This window comes from Peptoniphilus ovalis, assembly GCF_018919265.1.
Classification (GTDB): Bacteria; Bacillota; Clostridia; order Tissierellales; family Peptoniphilaceae; genus Peptoniphilus_A; species Peptoniphilus_A ovalis.
The window spans coordinates 131,659-156,708 of sequence record NZ_JAHLQO010000002.1; the positions used below are offsets into that span (position 1 = coordinate 131,659).

At 30.1% G+C, this 25,050-nt stretch carries 19 protein-coding genes; 16 read left to right on the forward strand and 3 right to left on the reverse strand.

Annotated features, from left to right (window positions below; genetic code table 11):
* Nucleotides 1-5: 5 nt before the first annotated feature.
* The gene (locus KQI68_RS02885; protein ID WP_216548626.1) at nt 6-932 is read right to left on the reverse strand and encodes an AraC family transcriptional regulator; all 927 of its coding nucleotides are present in this window, start codon (nt 930-932) and stop codon (nt 6-8) included.
* Nucleotides 933-1,045: 113 nt separating this feature from the next.
* Here KQI68_RS02885 and dpaL point away from each other — a divergent pair, with 113 nt between their 5' ends.
* The 9 genes from dpaL to uidA all read left to right on the forward strand — a co-directional run bounded on the left by dpaL (nt 1,046) and on the right by uidA (nt 12,897).
* The gene (gene dpaL, locus KQI68_RS02890) at nt 1,046-2,269 is read left to right on the forward strand and encodes a diaminopropionate ammonia-lyase (protein WP_216548627.1); all 1,224 of its coding nucleotides are present in this window, start codon (nt 1,046-1,048) and stop codon (nt 2,267-2,269) included.
* Nucleotides 2,262-3,488 (forward strand): Zn-dependent hydrolase, encoded by a 1,227-nt coding sequence (locus tag KQI68_RS02895; protein WP_246541228.1) that lies wholly within the window; start codon nt 2,262-2,264, stop codon nt 3,486-3,488. The genes dpaL and KQI68_RS02895 overlap by 8 nt, the downstream gene beginning before the upstream one ends.
* 217 nt (nt 3,489-3,705) lie before the next feature.
* The gene (locus KQI68_RS02900; protein WP_216548628.1) at nt 3,706-7,923 is read left to right on the forward strand and encodes an InlB B-repeat-containing protein; all 4,218 of its coding nucleotides are present in this window, start codon (nt 3,706-3,708) and stop codon (nt 7,921-7,923) included.
* Between the two features lie 83 nt (nt 7,924-8,006).
* A complete protein-coding gene (locus tag KQI68_RS02905; RefSeq protein ID WP_216548629.1) occupies nt 8,007-8,540 on the forward strand; it encodes a nitroreductase family protein in 534 nt (177 codons plus the stop codon).
* Entirely contained in the window at nt 8,524-8,982 is a 459-nt protein-coding gene (tsaE, locus tag KQI68_RS02910) for a tRNA (adenosine(37)-N6)-threonylcarbamoyltransferase complex ATPase subunit type 1 TsaE (RefSeq protein WP_216548630.1), read from the forward strand. Before KQI68_RS02905 ends, tsaE begins: the two co-directional genes overlap by 17 nt.
* Nucleotides 8,963-9,625, forward strand: a complete 663-nt coding sequence (gene tsaB / locus KQI68_RS02915) for a tRNA (adenosine(37)-N6)-threonylcarbamoyltransferase complex dimerization subunit type 1 TsaB (RefSeq protein ID WP_216548631.1) — start codon at nt 8,963-8,965, stop codon at nt 9,623-9,625. The genes tsaE and tsaB overlap by 20 nt, the downstream gene beginning before the upstream one ends.
* Nucleotides 9,609-10,043, forward strand: a complete 435-nt coding sequence (gene rimI / locus KQI68_RS02920) for a ribosomal protein S18-alanine N-acetyltransferase (protein ID WP_216548632.1) — start codon at nt 9,609-9,611, stop codon at nt 10,041-10,043. The genes tsaB and rimI overlap by 17 nt, the downstream gene beginning before the upstream one ends.
* 4 nt (nt 10,044-10,047) lie before the next feature.
* Entirely contained in the window at nt 10,048-11,043 is a 996-nt protein-coding gene (tsaD, locus tag KQI68_RS02925) for a tRNA (adenosine(37)-N6)-threonylcarbamoyltransferase complex transferase subunit TsaD (RefSeq protein ID WP_216548633.1), read from the forward strand.
* A 57-nt stretch (nt 11,044-11,100) separates the two neighbouring features.
* Complete coding sequence (gene uidA / locus KQI68_RS02930; RefSeq protein ID WP_216548634.1) at nt 11,101-12,897, forward strand: beta-glucuronidase; 1,797 nt, start codon at nt 11,101-11,103, stop codon at nt 12,895-12,897.
* A gap of 119 nt (nt 12,898-13,016) precedes the next feature.
* Here uidA and KQI68_RS02935 read toward each other — a convergent pair whose 3' ends face one another.
* A complete protein-coding gene (locus tag KQI68_RS02935) occupies nt 13,017-13,406 on the reverse strand; it encodes a pyridoxamine 5'-phosphate oxidase family protein (protein WP_216548635.1) in 390 nt (129 codons plus the stop codon).
* Nucleotides 13,407-13,493: 87 nt separating this feature from the next.
* The gene (locus tag KQI68_RS02940; RefSeq protein WP_216548636.1) at nt 13,494-15,023 is read right to left on the reverse strand and encodes an oleate hydratase; all 1,530 of its coding nucleotides are present in this window, start codon (nt 15,021-15,023) and stop codon (nt 13,494-13,496) included.
* 223 nt (nt 15,024-15,246) lie between these two features.
* Here KQI68_RS02940 and KQI68_RS02945 point away from each other — a divergent pair, with 223 nt between their 5' ends.
* The 7 genes from KQI68_RS02945 to phnE (KQI68_RS02975) all read left to right on the forward strand — a co-directional run bounded on the left by KQI68_RS02945 (nt 15,247) and on the right by phnE (KQI68_RS02975) (nt 25,049).
* Entirely contained in the window at nt 15,247-18,138 is a 2,892-nt protein-coding gene (locus KQI68_RS02945) for an insulinase family protein (RefSeq protein WP_216548637.1), read from the forward strand.
* 134 nt (nt 18,139-18,272) lie between these two features.
* On the forward strand, nt 18,273-19,172 hold the full coding sequence (locus tag KQI68_RS02950) for a Ppx/GppA phosphatase family protein (protein WP_216548638.1): 900 nt from the start codon (nt 18,273-18,275) through the stop codon (nt 19,170-19,172).
* Nucleotides 19,173-21,296, forward strand: a complete 2,124-nt coding sequence (gene ppk1, locus KQI68_RS02955) for a polyphosphate kinase 1 (RefSeq protein WP_216548639.1) — start codon at nt 19,173-19,175, stop codon at nt 21,294-21,296.
* 215 nt (nt 21,297-21,511) lie between these two features.
* A complete protein-coding gene (locus tag KQI68_RS02960) occupies nt 21,512-22,576 on the forward strand; it encodes a phosphate/phosphite/phosphonate ABC transporter substrate-binding protein (RefSeq protein WP_216548640.1) in 1,065 nt (354 codons plus the stop codon).
* Nucleotides 22,577-22,632: 56 nt separating this feature from the next.
* The gene (phnC, locus tag KQI68_RS02965) at nt 22,633-23,391 is read left to right on the forward strand and encodes a phosphonate ABC transporter ATP-binding protein (protein ID WP_216548777.1); all 759 of its coding nucleotides are present in this window, start codon (nt 22,633-22,635) and stop codon (nt 23,389-23,391) included.
* A gap of 9 nt (nt 23,392-23,400) precedes the next feature.
* Nucleotides 23,401-24,222, forward strand: coding sequence for a phosphonate ABC transporter, permease protein PhnE (gene phnE, locus KQI68_RS02970; RefSeq protein ID WP_216548641.1), 822 nt, complete (start codon nt 23,401-23,403; stop codon nt 24,220-24,222).
* Nucleotides 24,223-24,230: 8 nt separating this feature from the next.
* The gene (gene phnE / locus KQI68_RS02975; RefSeq protein ID WP_216548642.1) at nt 24,231-25,049 is read left to right on the forward strand and encodes a phosphonate ABC transporter, permease protein PhnE; all 819 of its coding nucleotides are present in this window, start codon (nt 24,231-24,233) and stop codon (nt 25,047-25,049) included.
* Nucleotide 25,050 lies beyond the last annotated feature (1 nt).

Below are 25,050 nucleotides of genomic sequence, written 5' to 3' on the forward strand. Positions count from 1 at the left end.
ATTTTTTATTCGTCTTTATAATCTTTAAAATATTTTTCTCTTGAAAGATTAAATTCTTTTCTCATTTTTAGAGGTGTTATTCCCTTTATATTTTTAAACTTACTTATAAAATAACTTTGTGAATTAAATCCAACGCTAAATGCAATATCTGTAATAGACTTATTAGAGTTTAATATTAGATCAACACTTTTATTTATTCTATAATTCAGAAGATAATCAAATAAATTCTCCTGAAAATATTTTTTAAAAAATCTTGAACATTCACTTTTGCTTAAATTCACATATTCGGCTATGTCATCAAGGCTTATATTTTCATCATAATTAATTGATATAAAGTTTAAGATTGACCTAAGTCTTGAATTAATCAAAGGATCTAATATTAAAAAACCGGAATTTATGTTTTTTAAAATTTTAAAGTGAGATTTCCATATCTTAAAAAGATTAGAAACCAAATCTAATTCAAAGTACTCATTATTACTTTTGCTAATTTCATAAGTTTCTCTTATTAAGTCTATCAATCCAAAATCATTTGATTTATCCACCTTATATGATCCTATTTTATTGTCTCTAACAAGTGGCTCTACATAATTTTTATAAATATATGAATCTTTGTCAGAGGATAAAATATCGGGGTTAAAATAAATAAAGATATAGCTAGAATTTTCTTCAAGAGCAATAGTTTTATGTATTTGATTCGTATTTATAAATATTAAATCGTCTTTAAAAAGTTCATATTTTATATTTCCAACCTTATAAATAAAACTTCCCCTTGTAATTAGTGCAAATTGAAATTCTTTATGCCAATGATAATCAACCATATTATATTTTTCTTTGCAAAATCTAGAGTGATAAATTCCTATGGGAAATGACTTTTTTAATTGAATAGGAAGCTCCATATTATTTTCATCAACTAAAATATGTTTTTCTTTCAATTCTTATCACCACAATATATTTATATTTTTATTATAAATTAATTATATTATTAATTCTCTAAATTTGATAGAGTCTACTTAAGTAAAAATTATAAATTTTAAAAGGAGAAAAAATGGAAAAATTTAATCTTACGAAAATAAATAAACATTATGAGAATGCAGATATTTCAGATTTAGGTCTTGATACTGCAGAAATTGCAAGAAAATTTCACCAGTCCTTTGACATGTATGAAGTAACACCTCTTGTTGATTTAAAAAATCTTTCCAAAGAAATTGGTCTCAAAGGATTTTTTGTAAAAGACGAGTCTTACAGATTTGGTCTCAATGCTTTTAAGGTTTTAGGTGCAAGCTATGCAATTGCAAATTATATAGCAGATAAACTTGGCATGGATGTGAAAAATCTTTCTTATGAAAAAATAAAATCGCCAGAAATAAAAGAAAAGTTAGGAGATATAACTTTTACAACTGCAACTGATGGAAATCACGGAAGGGCAGTTGCATGGACTGCCAATAAACTCAACCAAAAGTCTAAAGTTTTTATGCCAAAGGGATCTTCAATTGAAAGGCTAGAAAACATTAGAAAAGAAAATTCTGATGCAAATATTATGCAAGGAAATTACGATGACTGTGTAAGACTTGCTGCAAAATATGCAGAAGAACATGGAGGAGCTCTAATTCAAGATACTTCTTGGAAAGGTTATGAAAAAACTCCAAGAGATATTTTAAAGGGCTACATGACAATGGCGCTTGAAGCTCATGAAGCTTTGAAAGAAAAAGAAATGATTCCAACTCATATTTTTATTCAAGCTGGAGTTGGATCATTGGCATCAGGCATAACTGCATTTTTTAGAAATGTTTTAAAAGAAAATCAACCGAAAATTATTGTAGTTGAGCCTAATAAAGCAAACTGTCTTTACAGAACTGCAAAGGCTAATGATGGAAAGCTTCATGTAGTCAAAGGCCATTTAGACTCAATTATGGCAGGGCTTAACTGCGGAGAGCCAGTGACTATTGGTTGGCCAATTTTAGAAAATAATGTAGATTATTTTATCTCTGTTGATGATATTTATACAGCTGCTGGAATGAGAATCCTTGGAAATCCATTGGGAGGCGATAGGAAAGTTATTTCTGGTGAATCAGGTGCTGTTACAAGTGGAGTTGTTTATAAACTCATGACTGATAAAAATCTAGAAGATTATAAGAATATTTTAGAGCTTGATGAAAATTCTGTAGTTCTTTGTTTTTCGACAGAGGGAGATACTGATAAAAGAGGTTATAGAGATATAGTTTGGGACGGAGATTATCCAAGTAAAGATTTAGAGGTGGAAAATGATTAATATTAATGAAGAAAGACTTATAAATAGAATAAAAACTCTTGGAGACACTGGTCGTGATGCTGAAAATAGAGTTATGAGAGTTGCAGCAACTGATGAAGATAAATTGGGACGCGATTTAGTTAAATCATGGATGCAAGAAGCAGGACTTAGAATAGAAATTGACAGAATTGGAAATGTATTTGGAATTTGGGAAACTGAAGAAAATAAAAATGAAGAACCTGTTTTTATTGGTTCTCATATTGATTCTGTAATTAATGCAGGGATTTATGACGGCTGCTATGGAATTTTGTCAGGACTTGAAGTTGTGGAAACTTTAAAAGAAAATAATGTCGAGACAAAAAGACCCATTGTCGCAAGTTTTTACACAAATGAAGAAGGTGTTAGATATCAACCGGATATGATGGGATCTCTAGTCTATGCTGGTGGAATGGATGTAGATGAAGTTTTAAAAACTGTAGGAACTGATGGAACAATTCTTGGAGAAGAGCTCGAAAGAATTGGATATGCTGGAAATAAAGAGCCAGGATTTTTGAAACCACATTCTTATGTTGAGCTTCACGTTGAGCAAGGTTCAATACTACACAAGGAAGGTATTCCTGTGGGAGCAGTTGAAAACTTACAAGGAATATCTTGGCAAAAAATTACAATTAAAGGAGTGGCAAATCACGCAGGAACAACTCCAATGTATTTAAGACATGATGCAGGATATGTAGCTTCAGAAATAATAAAATTTGTACACGATATGTGTGAAAAAATACCAAATTCTGTTGGAACAATAGGAATGATAAAATTTCTTCCAAATGCAATAAATGTAATACCAAGTCTTTGTGAATTTACAGTAGATTTGAGAAATCCTGACAATGACAAACTAATTGAACTCGAAGAAAAGTTTGATGCGTTTTTAAAAGAAATCTGCGAGAGAGAAGAAGTTGAGTTTGAAAAAGAAAGACTTGTTCGCTTTGACCCAGTTAAATTTGATGAGCATATAGTTAAGCTTATAGAAGATGAGGCAAAAAGTAGAAATATAAAGATCAAGAGAATGACTTCAGGAGCAGGTCACGACGCACAAATGATGGCAAGAATCTGTGATGTGGCGATGATTTTTGTGCCATCAATTGATGGAATAAGCCACAATCCAAAAGAGTTAACAGAGGATAAAGACCTAGTGCAAGGTGCAAATATTCTTCTTGGAGTAATAGAAAAATTAGCAAATGAATAAATTAAAAATAAACATATATTAGAATCCCTTTAGAAAAATCTAGAGGGATTATTTTACTTAAAGAAGCTATTAATTTTGCTATAATGAAAGAGAATGTATAAAATCGTTTTCATAAAGAGAGTAGTAATTTTTCACTAAAATTAAAATGCAATAAATAAACTATTTTTAGGAAATTTTTATTGAAAACATATTATTTGAGTTAATTAGGAGGTACATTTTGAGAAAAAGATTTACTGCCTTTGGCTTGGCATTTATAACGCTGTCGCAAGTTTTTGTTCCAACAACAGCTATTGCAAATAATAATGAACTTGAGAAAGGTTTAAATCACAACGATTTAAGAGAATATGAATCAAATTATATTGATAAAACTGAAGGAAATTTATATTCTGGAGGAATAAATTATAACAAATCTAAAAATTTACTGAACAATTTAGATATAGACAATATAGTTGAAAATGAGGTTATAAATGATAACAATATTTTAAATATTTATTTTGATGCTAATGGAGGTTATTTTAGTTCTTTAAATAAAAAAGACAAACAAATTCTTACGAAGCAAATAAAATCTGGGGATAGTTTAACTGAATTAGTGGAAGAACCAATAAATGAAAACAAAACTTTTATAGGATGGGGAATTAAAGGTGAAGCCTACAACAATTTAGTTCCTATAAATCATAATCATCTGAATAATGTTACTGATTCAAATACTTTTTATGCTATATGGATAGATGATGTTATTCAACAAAATGGTATTGAAAAACCAACTCATGTTCCAAAGAATTATGTAAAAGTATATTTTGATATGACTGACAAAGTACTTGGTAAAAGAGAAGAAAAGAATAAAACTTTTTGGGTAAATCCTGAGAAAGAGGTTTCTTTTGAAGTTAGACAACCATCTGGTAAAGGTATAAAGGTAAAAGGTCAGCAGCTTGAATGGAGATTTATAGAATGGATTAATCATAATTCTGTGGAAGATTTTAAAATAAAATATGGAATTTATAATAAAAATTTAGACGGACAAATTGGTACTATATCTGGCAAATTTACTAAAGATACTATTTTTGAAGCTAAATATAGTATTATTAGTGAGCAAATACTTATTCCTATTATTTTAAAACAACCTTATGTTGTACCAGTTGGAACTCAATTATATGTACATAATATGGTAAAAAATAAGTATGGAAGTAATGGATATGATTATATATTTCCAAAAGAAACAGAATTTTATGGATTTGAAAATGAATATGAGGCCAGACCATTCATCATATCGAATGAACCAAAAACAATAAATATGAAAGTTTCTGCTCAGTATAAAACTATTTATAATAGACCACATAAAATACAGTCTATTAATGCTCAACTCATTTATGTAGATCATGTTGTTCCTCAAACTGATAGTAATAAACCCTTAGTTCCTGATAATTATGTACAGGTAACTTTTGAACCGACTGAAAAGGGTACATTAGATGCCAATAGAATTTATTGGGTAAATCCTAAAGAAAAAGTTAATATTACAATACCGAATCCAAGAGCTAATGAAAATTATAAATTTATCGGTTGGAATATAAATAATGCAGAAGAAACTTTCGATACTAGTAAACCTTATAAATTTGAGAATAATACAACTATCATTGCTTCTTATGAATTAACTAAAAATATAATTAGTTTTGATCCTAAAGAACAAATAAAAACACCTGAAGGCTATGTTAAAATTTTATTTGAAGCTGAAAAAGGATTGAAATTACTTGAAAATAAAGCCTACTTTGTGATGAAAAATAATGGTATTAAACTTGATAATGCAGATATTGTTAAGCCAAGGGTAGATGCAGAAACGGGATATAAATTTATCTCTTGGGATAAAGATGATGACTTTGAAATTAAAAATGTCGATGTTATTGTTAAGGCTAAATCTGAAGAATTAAAAGATTTAATTCCAAAGTCCGATGGAGTAAAAAAGCCTGAAGGATATGTTAGCGTTAGGTTTGAAGTAGAAGGTGATGGAGGAAAGATAAATGAGGGAGAAGTAGTTGAATATTATGTAAATCCAAATAAATCAGTAGCTATTAAACAACCAAATACTTCAAATGAGATTGGATATAAACCTGTTAATTGGAGCAGAGATACAAGCCAAGCAACAAATTATACCGATGAAGAAACAATAATTAAAGGAACTTTTGAAAAGTTAGAAGACATTATTCCTTTAAAAGATTCAAATGGAAAAATGAACATAAAGCCTAATGGATATATAACTGTAACTTTTAGTGCAGTAGATCATGGGACATTAGAAGGAGACAAAGTTTTTTACATCAATCCTAAAAATGAAATTATTCTAAAAGATTATGCACCACAATTAAGTCCTAACACTGGATATGAGTTTATAGGTTGGGACAGAGAAATCAGTAAGCCGATAAAATTTAATGACGGAGATGTAATAAGTGCCAAATATAATGAGTTAGCAGATATTTTAACAGAAGCAAAACCAGGATATGTTAAAGTAGAATTTATTTCAGATGGAAATGGAAGTTTTGAAGGTGGGCATAAAGTTTACTTTGTAAACTCAACAAAAGAAGTAGATTTATCAAAATTTGCTAATGAAATTGTTAAGAAAGCAAATATCGGATATGAAGTTAGAGATTGGGATAAAGAAATAACTAAAAAGAAATACAAAGAGAACACAGTTTACACATACAAATTCAGTCCACTTGCAGATGTACTAACAGAAGCAAAACCAGGATATGTCAAAGTAGAATTTATTTCAGATGAAAATGGAAGTTTTGAAGGAGGAAATAAAGTTTATTTTGTAAACCCAACAAAAGAAGTAGATTTAGCAAAACTTGCTAATGAAATTGTTAAGAAACCAAATATCGGATATGAAGGCGGAAATTGGGATAAAGAAATAACTAAAAAGAAATATAAAGAGGATACAGTTTATACATACAAATTCACTCCACTTGCAGATATTTTAACAGAAGCAAAACCAGGATATGTCAAAGTAGAATTTATTTCAGATGAAAATGGAAGTTTTGAAGGTGGAAATAAAGTTTACTTTGTAAATCCTAACAAAAAGATAAAAGCAAATTCTGGTGAATTTAAAATTCCAAGGCCAATTGCAAATAAAAATTATGAATTTGACAGATGGTCTGAAGAGCTTAGCGAAGAAATAAAAAGTGATAAAATTTTCAAAGCTATTTTTAAGCCTATTAAAGTTTCTATGACTTATGAAGCAAATGATAAAACTTCAGGCGTTGTTCCTGAAGCTAATTTCTACAATATCGGAACTAAGGTAAAAATTTCTGAAATAAATAATCTTTCAAGAGAAAATCATGCCTTCAAAGCTTGGCAAATTGATGGAAAAGAATATGCTCCAGGTGAAGAGTTTGAAATTACAAAAGATACAATAGCCAAAGCTATTTGGAAAGTAAATTCTTACAAAGTTATTTTTGAAACTCAAGGTGGCGAAAAAATCCACCCAATTGTTGTAAATCATGATGAAAAAATTGGAGAAATTAAGATTCCAAATAGAGAAGGATTTAAGTTTACAGGCTGGGTATTAGATGGAAAAAATTTTGATACAAATAAAGATAAAGTGACAAAAAATATAACTCTTGTTGCTCAATATATTCCAATTAAAAAAGAAGAAACTAAAGAAAATAATAAATTTATTGAAGAAAAAGAAACAATAAATAAAATTCAAAATAATTGGGATGATTATTTAGTAAATAACTCAAACAGTTCTGAAAAAATTACAAAAGTCTACACGAACAATGAGGTCAAAGTAAGTACAGAAATAAACCAAAAATCATCAAAGCCAACTTACAAAATAGAAAAGAATTTTATGCAAGGTTATAGTGATGAGTTCAGACCTAAGGATAGGCTAACGAGGGCAGAAGCTGCACAAATTCTTGCAAATGTATTGATTAACGACGGATTTAAACTAAAAGAAGATTTTAAAATTTCTTATAGTGATGTAGGAGATGAATGGTACACAGAAGCTATAAAAATAGTGACAGAGGCAAAAATTTTCAATGGCTATGAGGACGGAAGCTTTAAACCACAAAATAAAATCACAAGAGCTGAATGGATAGTAACTTTAAAAAGATTTAAAAATATCTCGGACAAAGTTGGGAATGAAATGAAATTAAAAGAAGGTCACTGGGCGACAAAAGATATTGAAGCTGCATCAAATTCTGGATGGTTAAATATTTATAAAGAAGGAAAAGTAAAATTTAATCCAGATGAATTTATAACAAGAGAAGAAGTTGCAGCAGTGAGCAATAGAGCTTTCGATAGAGTTGTGGATAAAAAATATATTAGAGAAAATGTAAAAAATCTAATTTCATACAAAGATATTGATGATAATATGTGGTCTTATTATGACATAATTTGTGCAAGTAATACTTTTACAGTTAGTGAAGATTCATATATTTCAAAATAAAATTAGGGGAGATTCAAAGTCTTCCCTTTTTAAATGCAAATAAAATGAATTTATAATATGTTATAATTATAAAAGGTGATAAAATGCTTTTAGATATTGTTAAAAAAAGAAGAAGTATACGAAGATTTACTGATGAAAAAGTTTCAGATGATGATATAAAGAAAATTTTAGAGATTACCCTACACGCACCTACGGCAAAAAATAGAAATGCAGTTAGGTATATTGTTGTTAAAGATAAAAATAGGCTAGAAGAACTTTCTAATTACAAAGTTCGCAACGCAAATTTTATAAAAGATGCTGGAGCTGCAATTGCAGTGGTAAGCGACAAGAATATTGCACCAAATACTTATTATCAAGATGCATGCATTGCAGCGACTTTTTTAATGCTTGCAGTTACTGATATTGGTCTTGGAAGCACTTGGGTAAATGTAGTGGATGCAGTTCATGAAAGCGGAAAGAGCGCCAAGGATTTTCTCAGAGAATTTTTCGATTTAGATGAAAATTATGATGTTGAGTGCATAATCGCAATTGGTCACATTGGTGAGGAGAAATCTCAGAGAAAGCCCTTTGATTATAAAGAGGTTGTCTACGAGGATAAATATGATAAGACTAAATAATTTAGAAGAGACAAAAAAATTTGGAAGACTTTTGGGAGAAAATCTAAACCCAGGAGATGTACTATGCCTCAACGGAGATTTAGGTGCAGGCAAGACTACTTTAACTAAAAGCATTGCTGAGGGACTTGGAATCAATGATTATGTTACAAGTCCAACTTTTACAATTGTTAACGAATATTATGGCAAGATTAATCTTTATCACATAGACACATATAGGCTTGATGATGAGCTTGACGTAGATTATCTAGGATTTGATGAATATTTTTATTCTGATGGAGTAACTGTAGTTGAGTGGGCAGAAAAAATTAGAGAAGCTCTGCCAGAGGAGTATATGGAGATAAATATTAAGTCATGCGAAGGTTTTAGAAAACTAGAAATAATTTATATTGGAGATAGATTTAATAACTTGAAGGAGAAAATAGATGAAAGTTTTGGGAATTGACACATCTACAAAGACAACAGCAATAGGACTTATAGAAGATGGAAATGTCCTTGCAGAATATAATTTAACTGGACTTATTTCTCATTCAGAATCAGTGACAGAAATGATAGAAGAAATTTTTTCTAAATTTAATTTTAATTTAGAAGATATTGATTTAATTGCAGTTGGAATTGGACCTGGATCTTTTACAGGACTTAGAATTGGCATTACAATTGCAAAGGTAATGGCTTTTTCACTTGAGAAAAAAGTAATTGGTGTGTCTTCACTTGTTGCAAATGCAATGAAAGACTGGGGAATTGTTGCGACAATTGTAGATGCAAGACGTGGAAATGTCTATGCTTCTATTGTTGATAATCGTGATGAAATAAAAGTTTTATTTGAGGATAAAATGATGGCATTTGAGGATTTAAAAGAAGAGCTAAAGAAATACGACAATGTAATAATTTCAGGAATTGATGGAGAAAAGTTCATCTCGGAAATTGAAGGTGCAAGACTTTCTCTAAATCCAAATATGTCGGGAGCAAATATTGCAAAATTAGGTTTAATGGAATTTCAAAAAAGAGGCGAAGATGATGCCTTTAATTTAGTTCCAAATTATCTCAAATTATCTCAAGCAGAAAAAGAACATGAAAAAGACAATTAGATTAGCAGAAGAAAAAGATGCCTTTGGCATTCATGAAATTGAAGTGGACACTTTTGATACACCTTGGTCAGTAGAAACTATAAGACTTCAAATTGTGGAAGACGAATTATCTGATGTATATGTAATTGAAATAGATGGAGAGCTTGCAGCATATATTGGATATATGAAGATATTTGACGAGATTCATATTGCAAATGTTGCTGTGAAAAAGAAATTTAGAGGCAAATCTTTCGGCAATGATTTAATAAAAGAAGTTACAAAGATTGCTGACAGAGAAAATTTCAAAATCACCTTAGAAGTTGACAAGAAAAATGAAATTGCAATTAATTTATATAGAAAATATGGATTTAAAATTTTAGGCGAGCGAAAAAATTATTACGGAATAGATAAAGACGCCTATATTATGTGGAGGGAGTGAGAAGATGAAAGTTTTAGCTATAGAATCATCCTGCGATGAAACTTCTGTGGCAGTTGTTGAAGATGGAAGAATTGTGCATTCAAATGTAATTGCATCACAAATTGACACTCATAAAAAATATGGAGGAGTTGTGCCAGAAATTGCTTCAAGACAGCATGTGGAAGCAATAAACACAGTTCTTAAAGAAGGACTTGATGAGGCAGGAGTTAGCCTTGATGATATAGATGTAGTTTCTGCAACTAAGGGGCCGGGACTTATAGGAGCCTTACTTGTGGGGCTTTCTGCCGGAAAGACAATTGCTCTTTCAAAGGACAAACCCTTTGTTGGTGTAAATCACATCATAGGTCATGTTTGTGCAAATTATATTTCCTTTAAAGATTTAGAGCCGCCATTTATTGGACTAATTATTTCAGGAGGTCATACTTATTTAATCGAAGTAAATGATTATGTTGACTTTACTCTTCACGGAAGAACAGTTGATGATGCAGTTGGAGAAGCTTTTGACAAAGTTGCAAGATCTCTAGGACTTGGTTATCCAGGTGGACCAATTATTGATAAGCTTGCAAGAGAAGGTAAGGAAACAATTGAATTTCCAAGAGTTATGATAAAAGAAGATAATTATAATTTTTCATTTAGTGGACTTAAAACTGCTGTTTTAAACTATTTAAATTCAACAAAACTTCGTGGAGATGAAATAGTTGTAGAAGATGTGTGCAAATCTTTCCAAGAAGCAGTGGTTGATGTGCTTATCGAAAAAACATTTAGACTTGCAAAGGAAAAGAAACTAGATAAAATCGTACTATGCGGTGGAGTTTCTGCAAACTCTAGAATTCGAGAAGCCTTTGAAAATAAGGGCGAAGATGAAAATATAAAAATTTATTATCCAGAATTAAAACTTTGCACAGATAATGCAGCTATGATTGCATCTGCTGCATATTATTTATATAAATCTGGAAATGTAGATGAGAAAAACTTTGCAAATCCTAATTTAGGATTATAAAATTTAATATTAAATTTAAGGGTAATTATATAGTGTAGATTTTTATAAGGAGGAATTATGTTATATCCAAAACAAAGTAAAAGTAGAACACTAATAGATTTATCTGGAATATGGTCTTTTCAAATTGAAAATGGAAATGAAAAAATAAATCCAGGGAAAGAATTACCTGACAAAATGCAAATAGCAGTGCCAGCATCATTTAACGATCAATTATTATCAAGTGATATAAGAAATTTTGCTGGCTATTTTTATTATCAAAGAAAATTTACAATACCCAAGGCATTAGAGAATGAGAGAATATTTTTATATTTTGGATCAGCAACTCATGAAGCTTGGGTTTATTTAAATGGAAAGGAAATTTGTCATCACAAGGGCGGATTTACTCCTTTTCAAGTTGAATTAGAAAATTTTAAAGACGAAAACTTACTTACTGTCAAGATGAATAATATATTAGATTATTCCACACTACCTGTGGGCAACTATTCAAAATATGAAGATGAAGAAGGAAATGTAGTTCACAAAGTTGATGAAAATTTTGACTTTTTTAATTATGCAGGATTAAACCGTCCCGTTAAAATTTATACATGTCCAAAATCCTTTATCGAAGATATTGTAATTGTTCCAGAAATAGATTTTGAAAAAACCACTGCAAAAATAAATTGCAAAGTAGAAATAAATGGGGATTATGATTTTATTGAATTTACTTTAATTGATGAAGATGGAAATGAAATTTTAAAATCAAAGGAAAATAACTTAGAAATAAATAATCCAAAACTTTGGTGGCCTCTTAATGCATACTTGTACAAATTAAAAGTTGATTTATACAAAGATAAAGAGATTATCGATACTTATACTGAAGAATTTGGAATAAGAAAAGTTGAAGTAAGAGATGGAAAGTTTTTAATTAATAATGAGCCATTTTACTTTAAGGGATTTGGAAAACACGAAGATAGCTATATAAATGGCAGAGGTATTAACGAGGCAATAAATGTTTTAGATATAAATTTAATTAAAGACATGGGAGCAAATTCAATAAGGACTTCTCACTATCCATATTCTGAAGAAATGATGAGACTTTGTGACAGAGAGGGAATTGTTGTAATTGATGAAGTGCCAGCAGTTGGACTTTTAGCTGGATTTGATTTTAATCCACAAAATTTGGAAAACTTTAGTGAAAACAAAACTTGGGAAAAATTAAATACCATGGAAAATCACAAAAATGTCATAAGAGAATTAATAGAAAGAGATAAAAATCATGCCTGCGTAGTGATGTGGTCCTTAGCCAATGAAGCTGCAAACTTTTCTAAAGGAGCAAAAGAATATTTTTCTGAAATATTTAAATTTGCAAAAAGTTTAGATTTACAACAAAGACCTTGCACTTATATAAATATAATGATGAGTCTGCCTGAAACTGATTTAACAACTGATTTAACAGATGTGATTTGCTTAAATAGATATTATGGTTGGTATGTAGATACTGGAAATCTAGAGAAAGCAGCAAAAGATGTCTACGAAGAACTAATAAAGTGGCAAGAAAAATATCCAGACAAGCCAATAATGTACACTGAATATGGAGCAGATACTGTTGCTGGTTTTCATTCATTATTTGGTGAACCATTCTCCGAAGAATTCCAAGAAGATTATTACAAAGTATATAGTAATGAATTTGATAAAGTTGAAAACTTTATTGGAGAGCAAGTTTGGAACTTTGCAGATTTTCAAACTAAATTTGGGACTGCGAGAGTTCAGGGAAATAAAAAGGGAATTTTTACAAGAAGTAGAGAGCCAAAGAAGGCAGCAGCATTTTTAAAAAATAGATGGAGAAATATTCCAGATTTTAATTATAAAAAATAAAACTCAACCCTTGTGTTTGATAAAGAATGTTTGCAAATTAAAAACCCACTATAAAAGTTCCTTGACCTTTATAGTGGGTTTATTTACAACCTCAACTCAGCCTATGCTGAGTTTTTTTATTATTCTTCTATTAATTTTCCAGCAAGTGGACCAGATGACATTGTGTAGTATTTTTCAATATTGATTATTACACAAGCCTTTTTAGGTTTTACTCCAACAACTTCGTTTGCGAGATTCATGTGCTCGTCGTCAGTATATGAAGTTGCCTTTCCTTCAAACCTAAAGCCTAAATTATCATCTCTTTTAATAAAGCAAACTGAAATATTTCCGTTTTCTTGAATATTTTTATAGTGACGGCCACCTGTATTTTCGCAATAAATTAATCTATTGTCATCTAAAACTCTCATTGTTCTCTTAGGACCAACATTTGGAAGCCCATCATTACCAGCAGTTGCTATGTATGCTAATTCTTCTTCAACAAATTTTTTCATTTCATCTGTTAGTTTCATAATATCATCCTTTCATAACTAATAATTAAATTATAATACAGATGATAACTAATATCAATACAAAAAAATAAACAGTGTTTCCACTGTTTATAAAGTATTTAAATATTTTAGAATCTCAAGCTTTGACAGATCTTTTTCATACACTTCTATGTGATCTATTCCCATAAAGGAGTGTGCATTATTAATTCCCTGAGTTATTAATTTTTCAACTGAATACAAATCTTCTTTTTCATTATTTTTAGATGATATAAAAGATAAATTTTCTAAATTATATAAATTAGTCTTATAATTTTCTCCATCTCGATTTAAATAATTTTCAAGAATTGTAATACCAACAGTCTTTAGTGAGAATCTCAAATCTCCATAATCATTTTCAAGATTAAATAGTTTTATAAGTTCAAAGAAGAAATCTTCTCCATTTAATGCTCTAAAACTATCTCCAACGAAGATTGAATTCTTATCTGGATTTACAACTTTTAAAATCACATTGTTTTTTATAAATTTTACAGAAACTCCGGATTTAATTTTAAATACGAAAAAGTCTCTGTCTTCATATTTTTCACGAACTTTTTCTACGAAACTATCGTCTTTAAAGTCAAAGTATGCATATAAAACTGATCTATCTAAATTTTCTGATTCAATTTTTTTGTATAAATCTTCTAAAACATCTTTCTTCTTATTGTAAAAATCTTCTGCATTTAAAATATTTGTAGAGATTTCAGTTAGTGTTCCAAGAGATAATTTATCCATAAAGCTAGGAGATTCAATGGATATTATGTCTTTAGAATTTACTAGAACTTCTTCAATTTGCTCACCCTTTTCAAATACTAATTTGTCAATATAATTTTCATTTTTTGAAAAATCTATAAATTCATAGCCGTCTTTAAAATTAACTCCACTTCTTGTTAAGTAATTTTTAAGTTTAAGATGAAGTCTATCTGCATCAAGTGTAAAGTAATTTTTAGAACCAATGTAGTTAATTAAAGCTTCACGAAGTAGCTTGACAGGACTCTGTGGTTTAAGTGAATAAATAGATGAAAGATAAAAGAAGAGATTTGAATCTAAAAAGTCAGTAAATAAGAAATACTTTTCAATTGTCTTTCCATTTATGTCCATAGGAGAAAGAAGAAGTTTGTACAAAGTTTTCTTAGTTGATTCATCTACGCTATCACGGTCATAGGAAGTGTATCCCATAATATCAAGAATTAGAGGATTTTCCTTTGTATCCATCATTTTAATAATTCCCTCAAGCTCTTCGTGATTAAAGATATTTTCTAAAATCTCAAGAGTGTTTTTAAAATTAAATTTTGAAAATCTATTTTCAAAGTTAGCATAAATTACATCAGACTTCTCATCTTTTATATTTAAAAATTCATTCATTTCTTTTGTATAAATTATTATATTTTCTGGATTTAAATTTGCGTGATTAATTAAAGAATATGCAAGGGCTAAATTTCCAAAGCCATCTCCCAATAAATAAGCTTTTGTGTTTTCATCTCTATTTACGCTAAGCTTTTTTATTTCGTTATCTTCACCAAATTTTGTTAGAGCAAAAATGGCAGTAGAAATAGTGGCAGCAGCTATTGCCATTTTTTGCAAGTCTTTTCGATTTGCCATACTCTCACCTCACTTTAAATTTACCCCTAAATTCAATTAATAAGCATTTGGTTAAATAAATTTATGTAACAAAAATAATATATAAAACATAAATTTGTTATGATTTCTCAATATGGGTATAATATAAACATAAAAGAATTATTAGATTATTCTGGTAAAAAAACTAAGGCCAATGCGCCTTATTTTAATTTTAAAATATTTAATTTATATACAGGAGGTTTATTTGAAAAATTATAAACTTATTGAGACAAAATATATTGACGAAGTAACTTCTAATGTTTCAGTTTATGAACATATCAATACTGGAGCAAAAGTTTTAACTTTAGAAAATCATGACAACAATAAAGCCTTTGGAATTGGATTTAGAACTCCGCCTGAAAAGGGTAACGGAGTTTGTCACATAGTTGAACACTGCGTGCTTTCTGGTTCTAAAAAATATAGAACTAAAGAGCCTTTTATGGATTTAATAAAGTCATCACTTCAAACATTTTTAAATGCAATGACTTTCCCAGACAAGACAATATATCCAGTTTCAAGTAGGAATAAAAAAGATTTCTACAACTTAATGGATGTTTATTTAGATGCAGTTTTTTATCCAATGATTCACGAAGAGGAAAAAATCTTTCTTCAAGAAGGTTGGCACTATGAACTTGAAAATAAAGATGATGAGTTAAAGTACAATGGAGTTGTATATAACGAAATGAAGGGAGTTTACTCATCTTCAGAAAATATTGTAGCTGATGGAATAACTTTTGCACTTCATGAAAACTCTAGTTACGGCGTAGATTCTGGTGGAGATCCAAAATTAATCCCAAGTTTAAGTTATGAGGAATTTAAAAATTATCATAAGAAATACTACCACCCTTCTAATTCATATATTTATCTTTACGGAGATTTAAATATGGAAGAGGCTCTTGATTACATTCACGAAAATTACTTAAAAGATTTTGAAAGACAAGAAATTGACTCAAAAGTTATTTTAAATGATGAATTAAAAGAAACTAAAGATGTAGAAATCACATTTTCCGCTTCAAAAGAAGAGATGAAGGGAAATGTAGATTATCTAGCACAGGGCTGGACAATAGGCTATCAAGACAATAAGATGGACGTCTTTATGAGGGATTTCTTATCAGAACTTTTAATAGATGCACAGGCTGCACCTCTTAAAAAGAAAATTTTTGAACTTGGGCTTGCAGAAGATGTCTACGCAGAGACATCATCATCACTTCCACTTGATTTATCCATTGTTCTTAAAAATACTGATGCAGATAAAAAGGATGAATTTGTAAAAGTTTTAAGAGAAACTTTAGAAGACCTTGTAAAAAATGGAATTGACAGAGATTTCTTGCAAGCAACTTTAAATAAATTTGAATTTATATTTAGAGAAGGTGGCGGAACTCAAAAAGCTATTATCTACTATATCAGAGCTTTAAATTCTTGGCTATATGACAGTTCTCCGCTAGATTCATTATTTTACAACGATGTAATTGAAGAAATTAAATCAAAAATCGATGACGGATTTGTTGAAAAATATATTGAAGAAAAAATCTTAAACAACAATTACAGTGTAGTTTTATCTGCAAGACCTGAGCTTGACAAAAATGAAAAACAAGATGAAGAGTTAAGAGTTGAACTTCAAAACAAAAAAGAAAATATGACTGATGAAGAAATTGAAGAGATAATAAGAAAAACTAAGGAGCTTGATGAATACCAAAGTAATGAGGATTCAGATGAAGCTAAAGCAACAATTCCTTCACTTGAAATAGAAGATATCGATGAAAAAGTAACTCACTACGATATGGAAGAAGATGAAATTGAGGGAATTAAGCTTATAAAAACTCCACGAGACACAAATGGAATAGTTTATACAACTATTTCTACTGAAATTTCTCATGTTGAAAAATCTGATTTAGAAAAAGTACAAACTCTTGTGGCACTCCTTGGATTAATTGACACAGAAAATTATTCCTACGAAGAATTAAATAATGAAATCTATAAGGCAACTGGTGGAATTGGATTCTATCCTACAATATATGTAGATTCTAATGACAACGACAAGTTTTCTATAAGGCTTAACATTAAGATGAAGTCAACTTCAGACAATGTAGCAAGAGGTCTTGAAATAATTAGAGAAATTACAGAAAATTCTAAATTTGATTCTAAAAAGAGAATTTCTGAATTATTATTTATCTTAAAATCAAGATATGAATCTACAATTTTACAGAGCGGTCATCAAGTAATTGCTTCAATTGTAAAGTCTTACTACAGTAAAACTTCTGATTTACAATCACATTTAGGCGGAATAGATTATTATAATTTCTTAAAAGAGTTAACAGAAGATTTTGAAAATAAATTTGATGGAATAAAATCTGAAATGGAAAAAATTTACCATGAATTATTCCACAGAGATGATTTAATAATTTCTCTAACAGGAGATATTGATGAAATTAATAATCTAAAACCTGAATATGAGAAATATATAAATTCACTAAAATCAGAAAAATATGAAAGAGTAAATTATGATTTCAAGCCAAATAATAAAAATGAAGGAATTTATACAACTTCAAATGTAGTATATGTTTCCAAGGGTTATGATTTAAGTAAGCTAGGTCTTGATTACAAGGGAGATATTGTAGTTTTACAAAATATCTTAAATTCATCCTATCTACACAACGAAATCAGAGCCAAAGGTGGAGCATATGGCGCTGGAGTTTCTGTTGGAAGAAATCTTGAAATGGCGACATATTCTTACAGAGATCCAAACCTTACAAATACTTTAAAAGTTTATGATGAAATTGGTGAATATATTAGAAATCTAAAAATCTCTGATGAAGAGCTTAAAAACTTTATAATAGGTTCACTTAATGCCTTTGATCCACTTCTTTCACCTGCACAAGTTGGAGATATAAATCTTTCAAGATATATCACTGGACTTAAAGAAGAAGATTTAGAAAAATCAAAGAAAGAGGCTCTTGCTACAAGTATTGACGGATTAAAGTCCTATGCAGATATTTTTGATAAGGCAATGAATGAAAATTATTTTGCAGCTCTAGGTAGTGAAAAAATTATTAAAGATTCACAAAAAATATTTAAAGAAGTTAAAAGTTTAAAATAAAAAGGAAATATATGGTTTAGAAATAGACCATATATTTTTTTATATTATTTGTAAAGAAAATATTACAAATACTAAAAATAAAATTTACAAGAAATTTACAAAAGTCAGTTAGAATTTTATGTAAGGAGCGCTATATGAGACATGCAATAGTAGATATCGGTTCAAATACTATAAGACTTATAGTTTTTGATGTGGAAAATAATGATATTAAAAATTCAAAAAAAGTATTGAACAAAAAATACACAGCAGGACTAATAACTTATGTACATGATGGAGAATTGTCTGGAAAAGGTATTAAAAAATTAAAGAAAACTCTTCAAAGTATTAAAAATATTGTTGATGAGCTAAAATGCGACACTTTTTCACCCTTTGCGACTGCATCACTTAGAAATTTAGACAACACTGAAGAAGTTGTAGAAGAAATTCATAATGAGCTTGATATTGACATTGATGTTTTAGAACAAGTTGATGAAGCTTACATGGGTAATATTGGTATAAGACAAGAAATCTGTGCCGAAGAGGGAATAACTATAGACATTGGTGGTGCCAGTACAGAAATTGTTTTGTTTGATGAAGATGGACCTCAAGAATTTGTAAATTTAGAGACAGGTTCACTTCTTCTATTTAGAGAGAATGTAAGCTTTGTAACTCCAAAGAAAAAAGAAATTAGAATGATAAAAAAATCAGTTTACAGAGAACTTAAGGGTAATAGCTTTTCCAAAAAGTTTGGCCAAATCATTGGAATTGGTGGAACTATAAGAACTACTGGACAAGTTATTTCTGACTTATGGAATACTGATTCAAAGCACTTTACATTAGAACACATTGATAGATTATTGGAATTAATTAAGGATAAAGACACTGAAGCTATTAGGACAATAATTAGAGCAAATCCTGCAAGAATACACACAATTATACCTGGAATGATAATTCTAAGAAATGTTATGAAATATTTTGATATTGACGAGATTAGAGTATCTAATAAGGGCCTTAGAGAGGGTTATTTAATTTATAGAGTATTGGAAGGGAAATAAATGACAAAGGAATATTTTCAAAATAGGGAAATTTCATGGCTAAAATTTAATGAGAGAGTTTTAGTTGAGGCAATGGAGGAGCATGTCCCTCCTCTTGAAAGATTAAAATTTGTAAGTATATTTGTTTCAAATTTAGATGAGTTTTTTATGGTCAGAGTTGGATCGCTTCACGATTTATCTCAGCTTAAAAAAGAAGTAGTTGATAATAAGACTGGAATGACTGCAAGTGAGCAAATTGATGCAATTCTTGCTGAGCTTCCTGCAATGTATAGAAAAAAAGATGCTATCTATAAAGATGTAATGGATCATCTTAATGAATACAGCATTAGATGTCTTTCTTATGAAGAGCTAGACAATGAGCAAAAGAAATTTGTTGAAGACTTTTATATGAAGAGCATTGATCAATTAGTTTCGCCACAAATCGTGGATTTAAATCATCCTTTTCCTTTTTTAGAAAATAATAAATTATATGCCTTTGTAGAACTTGAAAAGGATAAAGAAAAAGTATTTGGGATAGTTCCTGTTAGAAATACTTATCCTGATTATATAATGCTTCCTGGCGAGAATATTGAATTTATATTGATGGAAGAGATAATTTTAAATCAAATCAATCAAATCTTTAAAGAGTATAAAGTTGTCTCAAAAAACATAATTAAAATCACGAGAAATACTGATTTTGTCGATGATAGAGATACATGGGAAGAATTCGACGATTATCAAGCATATATGAAGACTATCCTCAAGAAGAGAAAGAGACTTAATGTAGTAAGACTTGAATCTCAAGATAAACTTTCCAAGCAATCACTTAAATTTTTACTTAATAAACTAGAGCTTGATGAAAAGGCCTACTTTGAAATTAATTCGCCACTTAATATGAAGTATGTATTTAGTTTAATTGGAGATATGCCAAATGCAACTAAGAGTATTTTACTTCACGACGAATTAATTCAATACGACCCAGAAAAATATTCAAAGAGCGTTATCGAAGACATAAGAAGAAAAGACAGACTCCTTTCATACCCATATGAAAGTATGGAAACTTTTATCTCTCTATTAAGAGAAGCAGCAAATGACCCAGAATGTAAGTCAATTAAAATAACAATTTATAGACTTGCAAAAGATTCAAAAGTTGTAAGATATTTACAAGAAGCTGCACAAAATGGTAAGGAAGTAACTGTATTTGTTGAGCTAAAAGCAAGATTTGATGAAGAGTCAAATATCCACTACGCAAACCTACTTTATGAAGAAGGTTGCAATATTATTTATGGATTTAATAAATACAAGACTCACTCAAAAATTTGTCTTATAACATTTAGAAACCCAAAGACAGGACATTTAAACTACATCACACAAATTGGAACAGGCAACTACAATGAGTCAACTGCAAAACAATACACTGATTTTTCACTTATGACTGCAGATGATCAAATAGGTCTTGATGCTACAGACTTTTTTAAGAATATGTCACTTGGAAATCTCGATGGAAAATACATGCACCTACTCCAATCTCCAACTTCACTTAAAACTGGTTTAATGCACCATGTGGAAAATGAAATAAAAAAAGGAGAAGATGGATATATTCTATGTAAATTTAATTCGCTAACTGACAAGGACTTTATAGATAAATTTGTTGAAGCTTCTCAAAAGGGAGTTAAAATTGATTTAATAATTAGAGGAATTTCCTGTTTAATTCCTGGAATTGAAGGATACAGCGACAATATTAGAATAATTTCTATAGTAGGAAGATTTTTAGAGCATCCAAGAGTTTATGTATTTGGAAAAGATGCTCACACAATGTATATTTCTTCAGCTGATTTAATGACTAGAAACACTGAAAAAAGAGTTGAGATTGCAACTCCAATTCTAGACAAAGATATTAAAGATAGATTATTAAAATATTTAGAAATCCAACTTAAAGATAATGTTGGCGCCAGGGTTATGAATAACAATGGCGAGTACGAAAAAATTGATACACAAGATAGTGTTGGAAGACTTTCATCACAGGAATATTTCACAGAAGAAGCTGAGAAAAAAGCAAGAGAAATGGAAGAGAAAAAAGATAACAAAGCTGAAGAAAGAGAAGAAGGTTTCTTCCAAAAACTTCTCAGTATTTTCAAAAAATAAATAATAAGATGTATGAATACCTTTTTTACTGAATAGCTCAGTAAGGAGGGTATTTTTAGATTCTAATAAACATTTAATAATCACAATAGAATACTAAAAAAATTATACAAAAAATTATTGAAAAATTTACAATTCATTTACATACTCTTTATTCGCAATATACATCAATATAGGATACTTTGGGAGTAAAACAACATTATCCTAGGAGGAATATTATGAATTTAAAAAAGATGTTTAAGGTAGGACTTTGCTCACTATCTTTACTAAGTCTTGTAGCTTGTGGTGGCGGAGGAAATAAAGACGCCGGAGAAGTTACAACAAATGCTGATGGACAAGAAGTTGTTAAACTAGAAGAACTTTCAGTTCAATTTGTTCCATCTCGTGAACCAGATGCAATTATAACTATTACTGAACCACTTAAAGATATGCTAACTCAAGAATTAGCTAAAGAAGGTTATGAAGTTGAAAATGTAGACATCACTGTTGGAACTAATTATGAAGCAACAGGTGAAGCACTTTCAGCAGGAACTGTAGACATTGGATTTATTCCAGGTGGAACTTATGTAACTTATGACGATGGAGTAGAAGCAATTCTTACTGCAACTCGTGATGGACTTTCAGTTGAATCAGATGATCCAAAAGTTTGGAACGAAGGAAGCCCAATTCAAAAAGTTGACGAACAAGTTACTTTCTACAGAGGACTAATCTTATCAGGTCCATCTGAAAAAGGTAAAGAGCTTGCTGCAAAAGTAAATGCAGGCGAAAAACTTACTTGGGAAGATTTAGATTCAGCTAACTGGGCTGTAATGGGACCTACTTCACCAGCTGGATATCTTTATCCATCACTTTGGATGAACGAAAACTATGACAAATCAATTTCTGATTTATCAAATGCAGTGCAATCAGATTCATATCCATCATCTTTTGCTCGTCTAGCTACTGGACAAATCGATGTACTTGTAACTTATGCTGATGCAAGAATTGACTACGAAGATCAATGGCAATCAGAATTTGGTGGAAAAAATTCAATATGGGATGACGTTGAAGTTATTGGTGTAACTGACCCAATGATGAACGATACAATCTCTGTATCTGAATCATCTCCAAAGATGACACCAGAATTAATAGCTGCTCTTCAAAATGCCTTTATAAACATTGGAAATACTCCAGAAGGTAAAGAAGTAATCGCTGTTTACACTCACAATGGTTATGAAAAAGCAAACCCTACAGATTATGATTCTGAGCGTAAAGTTCAAGAGATGGTAAAAAAAGGAAATTAAAGTTATAAGGGAGCTTAAAAGCTCCCTTTACTTAATTATTTTTGAAAGGATTAGAAATGATTGAATTTATTAATGTAGATAAAGAATATGAAAATGGATTTAAAGCCCTGAAGAATGTCAATCTAACTATTGAAGATGGAGAGTTTGTAGCAATAATTGGTGGTTCAGGAGCTGGTAAGTCAACTCTTATTAGAACTATAAATAAAATGCACGACATAACAAGTGGAAAGCTTACTGTAAATGGCAAAGATGTTTCATCACTTAAAGGTCAAGAACTAAGAGATTTTCGTAGAGATATTGGAATGGTCTTTCAAGGATTTAACCTTGTAGAGAGAACTACTGTCCAAAAGAATGTTTTATCAGCATTTATACCAGAATTATCGGGATTTAAAAAAGTTTTTGGACTTTACAGTGACGATATGAAGAAAAAAGCTCTTGAAGCATTAGACAGTGTTGACATCTTAGACAAAGCTTATCAAAGAACTGACGCATTATCAGGTGGACAAAAACAACGTGTGGCACTCGCAAGAACTATTGTACAAAAGCCTACAATTATCCTTGCTGATGAGCCTATTGCATCTCTTGACCCAGTAACAAGTAGACAAGTTATGAATTACTTCACAAATCTTAACCAAAAATACAATATTACAATTCTTATTAATATCCACGATGTTGACATGGCTTTAAAATATGCCACTAGAGTTCTTGGAGTGAGAAAGGGAGAAATTGTATTTTCAGGTCATCCATCTGAAGTAAATGATGAGGTAATAACAAATATTTACGGGCAAGACCCAAAGAGTATTGTAGTAGAATAGGAGTTTGTTATGAATTTCTATGATAAAATTTTTAAACCAAAAAGAATTGTACTTTCAAATGGAAAGGAAGTACTTGAGAAAAAATCCAGAGTTCCTGCAATTTGTCTTATTTTATTAATTGCACTTGTAGTTGCTCTTTCTGTGACAGAATTTTCTGTTGCAATGCTTTTTAGAAATATGCATCAACTTTGGAAAATTGTTGGAGAACTTTTAAAACCAAATTGGGAATACCTTCCAAGTGTAATTGGACCTTTAATTGATACAATTAAGATGTCTCTATTTGGATCATTCTTAGGGGCATTTGTTGCACTTCCAATTTCATTTTTGGCAGCGCAAAATATGATTCACAACAACATTATTAACTGGATTGTGAAATTATTATTTACAATTGTTAGAACACTTCCTACACTTGTATCAGCACTTATCGCAACTTATATCTTTGGTCTAGGAACACTTGCAGGTACTTTTGCTATATTTCTATTTTCCTTCTCCTATGTTGGAAAGATTATGTATGAAGAAATTGAAACAGTGGAGATGGGAGCTTATGAAGCTATGATTTCTATGGGTTACACTAAGCAAATGGCATTTATCAAAGGTGTTATGCCAGAAATTTTAGCAACTTATATATCTACTTCTCTATTTAACTTTGAAGGAAATGTAAGATATGCATCAATTCTTGGTTATGTAGGAGCAGGTGGACTGGGACTTATTATTAATGAAAACATTGGATGGAGAGATTATAATAAAGTAGGTACAATCCTTTTTGCTTTAATTATCACTGTTATGATTATAGAAGTAACTTCTAGAACCATCCGTAAGAAATTAAGTTAGGAGATAATATGGAAAAGGTAAAAAGAATTGATGAAGTCTTTGAAAATGAGCCCAACTTTAGGCTTATTCAGACATTAATTACAATAATTGTTATAGGATCTTTAGTATGGTCTTCTAGTGTTATAGATTTTTCAAATTATACTGGAAATGGTGGAGAAGTTGTCTATTCAATAATTAAAGGAATTTTGACACCTGATACAAATCTACTTTTTGATTTTTCACGTGGAGGACTTTGGTATTTAATTTTTGAGACAATTTGTATCGCATTTATTGGTACACTTATTGGAGCAATAGTTTCACTGCCACTTGCATTTTTATCATCTGATAATATTGTTCCAAGGCCAGTTGCTATTTTGTTTCAATTTTTAATTTTAGTAATTCGTACAGTTCCAGCAATTGTATATGGTCTTATGTTTATTCGTGTAACAGGTCCTGGACCTTTTGCAGGGGTTATGACTATGACCTTTACATCTGTTGGTATGATGACAAAGTTATTCCAAGAAACAATTTCAAATATTGATACAAATATATTAGAAGCCTTTGAATCATTGGGAATCGAAACTTTCGGAAAAATTAGATATGGAATTATACCACAGCTTTCTGCAAGTTTTATTTCCACAATAATTTATCGTTTTGATATGAATATGCGTGATGCTACAACTCTTGGTTTAGTAGGAGCAGGTGGTGTAGGTGCACCTCTTATGATGGCAATTAATGCATATCGTTGGAATGAAGTTGGGGCAATTTTAATATCACTAATGGTAGTTGTATTAATAGTTGAATATTTATCTACAAAACTTCGTAAAAAATTAGCATACGGGAATTGAT